Source organism: Rahnella sp. ChDrAdgB13, from assembly GCF_017655185.1.
In the GTDB taxonomy this organism is placed as follows: domain Bacteria; phylum Pseudomonadota; class Gammaproteobacteria; order Enterobacterales; family Enterobacteriaceae; genus Rahnella; species Rahnella contaminans.
Map to the genome: position 1 here is coordinate 23,724 of NZ_JAEMGT010000080.1, position 6,567 is coordinate 30,290.

The window sequence follows — 6,567 nt, forward strand, 5'->3', positions numbered from 1 at the left end:
TTTCAGCTCTGTATTGCTGGCAGCTGACCGCTGACTTTGGGCGGAAAGGTTTCCACCAGCCAGTCGATAAACACGCGCAGGCGATGCGGAACGTGGCGGTTTTGCGGATAGACCACATGGAACGGATAGGGCGCAGGCCGCCACTCTGTCAGGATTTCCACCAGCGTTCCGCGGTGCAGCGCCTCGCAAATGGAATAGCTGAACGTCTGGATAATCCCCAGACCGGCAAGTCCGGCCGCCAGATGGGCGTTGCTTTCATTCACGCCGATACGGTGATCGACCTTAATTTCCGTTTTCCCGCCATCGCGTTCAAAACGAAACGGAAAAGCCCGGCCATTCTGCGGTGAAAGATAACTCACCAGCCGGTGGCCGTTTTTCAATTCATCGGGATAAGCCGGTGTGCCGAAGGCTTTCAGATAAGCCGGTGTCGCACAGGTGATAAGCGTCGCATGGCCGATATTGCGGGCAATCAGCGAAGAGTTGTCCAGCGGCCCGCCGCGTATCACGCAGTCCACATTATCACTGATGAGATCAACCGGACGGTCAGAAACGCCCAGATCCAGACGGATTTCGGGATAACGCGTCATAAAATCAGCCAGTCCCGGGATCAGCACATCGCGCGCCGTTGAACCGCCGACGTCAATGCGCAACAGCCCGCGTGGCTTGCTGCGCACGGCGTTAAACGCCGTATCGACATCGTCGAGATCGCGCAGAATGCGCGCCGTTTTCTCATAATATTCACTGCCTTCCGGCGTCACCGTCACGCGCCGTGTGGTGCGCTGTAACAACCGCACGCCAAGATGCGCCTCGAGTTCCTGCACCATTTTGCTCAGCGTCGCATTGGGCATATCCAGAGAATCCGCCGCGCGGGTGAAATTGCCCGCCTCAACCACCCGGGCAAACGCCCGTATTGCCGTTAACTGATCCACACGCTTTTCCCGCCGGTTATCCGATGTTTTGATTATACACGCACAGAAATAGTCATTTTCATTTTTCGCTATTTTTCAATAAACCGTCGGGCGCTAAATTACAGCCATGCCTGAGGCGGCCGACAATGCTCACCTACCTCAGGCCACTTTACTTAACCTGATCTGACTTTGAGGAATGAAAAATGACAACTCCACTGAACGGTAAAATTGCACTGGTCACCGGCGGGACAAGCGGCATTGGTTTGGGTACAGCGAAAGAGCTGGCAGAACAGGGCGCGCAGGTCTTTATCACCGGCCGCCGTCAGGCAGAACTGGACGCCGCCGTCGCTGAAATCGGCGCTGCGGCAACGGGTATCCGCGCCGACGCTTCCGTTCTGGCCGACCTTGATGCGGTTTATGCACAAATCGCCAAAACCGCAGGACGTCTGGACATTCTGTTCGCTAACGCCGGTGGCGGCGATATGCAACCGCTGGGCGGCATCACCGAAGAACACTTCGACCGGATTTTCGGCACCAACGTTCGCGGCGTATTATTCACGGTTCAGAAAGCTCTACCGCTGCTGACCGATGGCGCATCGGTCATCCTGACCGGCTCCACTACGTCGGTGCTGGGCACGGCGAGTTTCAGTGTGTACAGCGCCAGTAAGGCCGCCGTGCGTAACTTTGCCCGCTCATGGGCACTGGATCTGAAAGACCGCGGCATCCGCGTCAACGTCGTCAGCCCGGGCCCGGTCCGCACGCCGGGCTTAGGCGACCTGGTTCCGGAAGAACACCGTCAGGGCCTGTTCGATGCGCTGGCCGCACAAGTCCCGTTAGGCCGTCTGGGTGAACCGAAAGAAATCGGTAAAACCGTTGCATTCCTGGCCTCTGATGCCGCCAGCTTTATCAACGGTGTCGAACTCTTCGTCGACGGCGGGATGGCGCAGGTCTGAGCATTAAAACGTGAGCAAAATGAACCGGCGGAATAGGGCCGGTCTTTTTGTATCCACCAACCAAACGGGCATAACCCCGTACAAATCTGTCTAACCCAGGCCCTGCATTCGGGTTGTCACCTTAAGATATACGATATATTCTCTAAGTTCATTTCTTCGCCGGATTTGCACATGACAACTGCCAGACCGCTTCTTGATGTCCGCTCTCTTGCCCTTCATACCGCCGCCGGTTTACCGCTGGTAAAGCCGGTTTCATTGCAGGTAAACCGCCGTGAAATTGTGGCGCTGGTCGGTGAGTCCGGTTCGGGGAAAACCCTGAGTTCGCTGGCACTGATGGGGCTGTTGCCGCCCGGCGTGAGTATGAACAGCGGTGAAATCTGGCTCGATGATCAGAAGATTGCCAGCCCGAACACCCCCTTTGACGCGCCGGTGCGCGGGAAACGGCTGGCGATGATTTTTCAGGAACCGATGACCAGCATGAATCCGGTGCTGAAAGTCGGGGAGCAGATTGCCGAGGTTCTGGTTCGCCATCAGCAGCTGAGCTGGAAACAGGCACATCGCGAAGCGGTAGCATTGCTCGATCGCGTCGGGATTGTGAACCCGGAACAACGGGCAAAGCAGTATATTCACCAGCTTTCCGGTGGGATGCGCCAGCGGGTGATGATCGCCAGCGCCATCAGCTGTAAACCGGCGTTGCTGATTGCGGATGAGCCGACGACGGCGCTGGACGTCACCATTCAGGCACAAATTTTGACGCTGTTGCAGGAACTGCAACAGGAAATGGACATGGGCATTTTGCTGATTACACATGACCTGAGCGTGGTGGCGCGTTACGCCGACCGCGCTTACGTAATGCATCAGGGAAATCTGGTCGAGCAGGGGCCGGTGGCGCAGTTGCTGACGGATCCGCAGGAGCCGTATACCCGCAAACTGATTGGTGCGTCGCAGCCGGAGCCGCGTGAAAAGACCGGTGAAATCAGCGCGGATTCGCCGCTGGTGCGGCTGCGCGGGCTGACCAAAAGTTATCCGCAGGCGCAGCGTTTGCCCTTTGTTCCGGCTAAACGTCAGACGGTGCTTTTCCCGACCACGCTGGATATCCGCCGGGGTGAAATTCTCGGGCTGATCGGTGAATCCGGTTCCGGCAAAACTACGCTCGGGCGCGCCATCATTGGCCTGACGGACACCGACAGCGGCGATATCGAATTTGACGGCGTATCGCTGACACTGGCCAGCCACGGGACACGGCAGAAAATGCGCCGCCGTGCGCAGATTATCTTTCAGGACCCTTACGCCAGCCTGAATCCGAAAATTACTATCGGCGAGCAGATTGCCGAACCGCTGCGCGTGTATAAACTGCGGCCTGCGGCACTGATACAGGCGCGGGTAGAAGAATTACTGAAACTCGTCGGGCTGGAAGCGCATCACGCCAGCCGCCTGCCCGGCGCATTTTCAGGCGGTCAGCGTCAGCGTGTGGCAATCGCCCGTGCGCTGGCGCTGGAGCCTGAATTACTGGTGGCGGATGAAGCGGTTTCGGCGCTGGATCTTTCGGTACGCGGGCAGATTCTGGCGCTGCTGGATCGCTTACGCCAGCAGCTCGGGCTGACTGTGCTGTTTATCAGTCACGATCTGGCGGCGGTGAAACAGGTGTGCGATCGCGTGGTAGTGCTGTATCACGGGAAAATCGTGGAAAGCGGCGATACGGCGCGGGTTCTGCGTGCGCCGCAACATCCTTATACGCAAACCTTACTGGCCGCCGCGCCCGATATCACGCGGGCGCTGCAACTGCGTCGGGCGGGTTAACAGCCCGTCAGCATCGGCAGTTCCTGGTGTTCCGCCCATTCATGCCATGACCCCACGTACACCGCCAGCTGGCGATAACCGGCCAGCTGAAGCGCGGTGTACACCGTAGCCGCCCGCGCGCCGCGATGACAATAAATGATCACCCGCCGGTCAGGCGATAAGCCCGCGGCTTCTGCCCGCTGACGGATTTCCTCTGCGCTGAGAAATGAGCCGTTTTGCACCACATCTTCCCAGAAAAGCAGTTTCGCGCCGGGGATCCGGCCTGCGCGATGGCAGCATTCATGCGCAAATTCACCGCTGAATTCCGTCGGGCGACGCGCATCCAGAATTTGTGCGCCACTGGCCTGCGCGTTCAGCACTTCATCGCGCGTGGCAGTCAGGTCCTTATGATAAACCGGGGAGTTTAAAGCGTCCGGGCTGTCCGGGCTGACCACCGCGCTGCGTCCGGTGCCGGGCTGTAATTTGCCGCCTGCCTGTACCCAGGCGTCCAGTCCGCCGTCCAGTATCAGCGCATTGTCGATGCCGCCGAACTGCGCAAACCATGCGCCGCGCGGGGAACGCATACCCACCTGTTGTTCGAAGAATACTGGCGTGACGTTGTCACTGATCGTCAGTTGTTGCCATGCCCGGTGGAAGGCATCCGCCATGCCCCGGATGCCTGCAACGGTGCTGTCGGGAATAAAATAATCGTACACGTTGAGATGAAGTGCGCCGGGCAACGTTTCGGCCTGCCACTGTGAGAATTCACGGACGTCAATCAGGGCAAATTCCTGCCCAAGCTGGCGGCGCGACAACAGCTCTGCGGCACCGATCAGCCGCCGGTGATTGAGAACATTTTGTGCGGGTAAAGGATAAACAGCCAAATTCTTACTCCGGGAAAAGCGATAAAAGCGTGCCCGTTCCGCGTTCGGCGGCGAGTTTTAGTACGCGCGATGCGAGGGCGATGTCAAAAACGTTGAGGCCGAACGGGGAGAAATACACGCTGTCATCAGCCGCCGGTCGCCAGCCGTCGAGCAGCAGATTGCCTAAATCGGCGTCCACGTGTTCGGGCAGGAATTTTCCGGCGCGGTACATCTGAAACAGACTTTTGGCGCTGGTTTCACAGAAATCTCCCCATAAATCAACCAGCACGCGCGTCGAGCGGTTAATCGCTGCGAAGGACACTTCGTGATAGCCAACCTGAATCACCAGACGACCGGCGCGGATCGCTTCCGGCCCGAGCAGCGGTTCGGCGGCGCTGGTGCAGGTGATCACGGCGTCAGCGTCCTGCGCCAGCGCATTGTGAAGATCGGGAACCCGAATCAGCGGCCAGGGGAATTGCGTGTTATCCACCGGCAACGCAGACGCACTGCGATCCCACCAGCTGACCTGGTGAAGCTTGGGGAAAAGCTGGCGAAGCATGTCGAGATGCGCCATCGCCTGAACGCCTGCACCGAGCAGTAACACGCGCTGAACCGGACGCGGCGCGGCATGGCGCAGCGCAAGGGCCGACACCGCTGCGGTACGCGTGGCGGTCAGCGCGCCGCTCTCCACCAGCCCGAGCGGCTGGCCGTTATCGGCGCGGTTAATCAGCGTCAGCGCCATCGCCTGCGGGAACGGGTCCTGAGCATCCGGGCGATGTGCGGTCCATTTTACCCCGGCGGCGTTAAACCGCCCGCCAACGCTGGCGGGCAAGGCATAGGCTTTGCCGCGCGGCGTGCCTAAACTGACGTGGGTTTCCGCAGGCATCTGCGCCGTATTCTGGCGCATCAGCGTGACAACGTCACAAATATCTTCCAGCGCGGCTTGCGGATCGGTGCCGCCCAGCGCCACCACGTCCGCGCGGTTCAGTGTGCGAAAACCGGATGTCATATTCAGTGCTCCAGCAACGTTTGTGCAAACGGATAAAGCGCCGGTGAGCCGCCGCAGTGCACGAAAATCACCCGCGAACCGGCGCTGATTTTGCCTTGCTCCGTCAGGCTGATTAAGCCGTGCATCGCTTTGCCGGTGTAAACCGGATCCAGCAACACACCTTCGGCCTGCGCCACACGGTAAATGGCATCGATACCGCCGTCAGAAGGCACACCGTAGGCGGTGCCGACAAAACCGTCTTCAATCCAGATATCTTCCGGCGTCCAGCTTTGCGGCCACTCGAGCAGGTCAGCGCAATCCTGCGCCATGGCTGAAATGCGGGTCTGAAACCAGTCGGCTTTGGCGCTGACGCTGATACCGACAATTTTGGTGTGCGGCCAGTAACGGCGCGCACCGACGTACAATCCCGCCAGCGTCCCGCCGGAGCCGGTTGGGGCGACGATGACGTCCGGCGCAGGTTCGCCTCGCTCTTTCAGCTGAGCGTCCATTTCTTCAATGGCGCGGACATAACCCAGTGCGCCAAGCGGTGTGGCACCGCCCAGCGGGATAATCAGTGCTTTTTCACCCCGCGCCTGTGCGGCGTCAGCATGGGCGTTCATCGCACCTTCAATCTGAGTGAAATAGCCGTCCGGATCGAGAAACTCCAGCTCCGCGCCAAAGAGTTTGTCGAGCAGCAGGTTGCCCTGATACGTCCCGGGCTGATTGCCACGCAGCACCAGCACCGGTTTCATGCCGAACTTACGCGCGGCGGCGGCGACCATACGCGCGTGATTTGACTGATGTCCGCCGGTGGTGATCACCACATCCACGTTCTTGCGGCAGGCATCGGCCATCAGATATTCCAGCTTACGGACCTTATTGCCACCGCCGCCGAAACCGGTGTAATCATCGCGTTTGATGTCCAGCGTGACGCCAAGTGAGTCACCTAATGTGGTCAGGCGTTCAAGTGGCGTGGGGAAGAACCCCAGTGAAACTCTTTCAAAATCATCGGACTGTTTCATGGTAAATATCCTGCTGGTTTATTTTTAAAACTTTCCCGGGAGTTGACGCAAAAT

General features: G+C 59.0%; 6 protein-coding genes. 2 read left to right on the plus strand and 4 right to left on the minus strand.

Annotation, left to right across the window (positions count from 1 at the left end):
- Positions 1-2: 2 nt before the first annotated feature.
- Entirely contained in the window at positions 3-929 is a 927-nt protein-coding gene (locus J8X26_RS19425; protein ID WP_152327157.1) for a LysR family transcriptional regulator, read from the minus strand.
- 182 nt (positions 930-1,111) lie between these two features.
- Between J8X26_RS19425 and J8X26_RS19430 the strand changes: the two genes are divergently transcribed.
- Together J8X26_RS19430 and J8X26_RS19435 are read left to right on the plus strand one after the other, a co-directional pair.
- Positions 1,112-1,861 (plus strand): glucose 1-dehydrogenase, encoded by a 750-nt coding sequence (locus J8X26_RS19430; protein ID WP_152327158.1) that lies wholly within the window; start codon positions 1,112-1,114, stop codon positions 1,859-1,861.
- Positions 1,862-2,032: 171 nt separating this feature from the next.
- Positions 2,033-3,661 carry an ABC transporter ATP-binding protein gene (locus J8X26_RS19435; RefSeq protein WP_208951659.1) on the plus strand — a complete coding sequence of 543 codons (1,629 nt, stop codon included), beginning with the start codon at positions 2,033-2,035 and terminating at the stop codon, positions 3,659-3,661.
- On the opposite strand, the gene J8X26_RS19440 is transcribed toward J8X26_RS19435, so the two are convergent.
- The 3 genes from J8X26_RS19440 to J8X26_RS19450 are packed head-to-tail and all read right to left on the minus strand — an operon-like array spanning position 3,658 to position 6,513.
- On the minus strand, positions 3,658-4,524 hold the full coding sequence (locus J8X26_RS19440) for a sulfurtransferase (RefSeq protein WP_244370690.1): 867 nt from the start codon (positions 4,522-4,524) through the stop codon (positions 3,658-3,660). The two genes, J8X26_RS19435 and J8X26_RS19440, sit on opposite strands and share 4 nt — an antisense overlap.
- A 4-nt stretch (positions 4,525-4,528) precedes the next feature.
- On the minus strand, positions 4,529-5,512 hold the full coding sequence (locus tag J8X26_RS19445) for an ornithine cyclodeaminase (RefSeq protein WP_165057688.1): 984 nt from the start codon (positions 5,510-5,512) through the stop codon (positions 4,529-4,531).
- A gap of 2 nt (positions 5,513-5,514) precedes the next feature.
- The gene (locus J8X26_RS19450; RefSeq protein ID WP_208951660.1) at positions 5,515-6,513 is read right to left on the minus strand and encodes a 1-aminocyclopropane-1-carboxylate deaminase/D-cysteine desulfhydrase; all 999 of its coding nucleotides are present in this window, start codon (positions 6,511-6,513) and stop codon (positions 5,515-5,517) included.
- Positions 6,514-6,567 lie beyond the last annotated feature (54 nt).

Bases quoted from the DNA above. Each gene is read 5' to 3' on its own strand.
- J8X26_RS19430 (WP_152327158.1), top strand. From the start codon at position 1,112: ATGACAACTCCACTGAACGGTAAAATTGCACTGGTCACCGGCGGGACA.
- J8X26_RS19435 (WP_208951659.1), top strand. From the start codon at position 2,033: ATGACAACTGCCAGACCGCTTCTTGATGTCCGCTCTCTTGCCCTTCAT.
- J8X26_RS19445 (WP_165057688.1), bottom strand. From the start codon at position 5,512: ATGACATCCGGTTTTCGCACACTGAACCGCGCGGACGTGGTGGCGCTG.
- J8X26_RS19450 (WP_208951660.1), bottom strand. From the start codon at position 6,513: ATGAAACAGTCCGATGATTTTGAAAGAGTTTCACTGGGGTTCTTCCCC.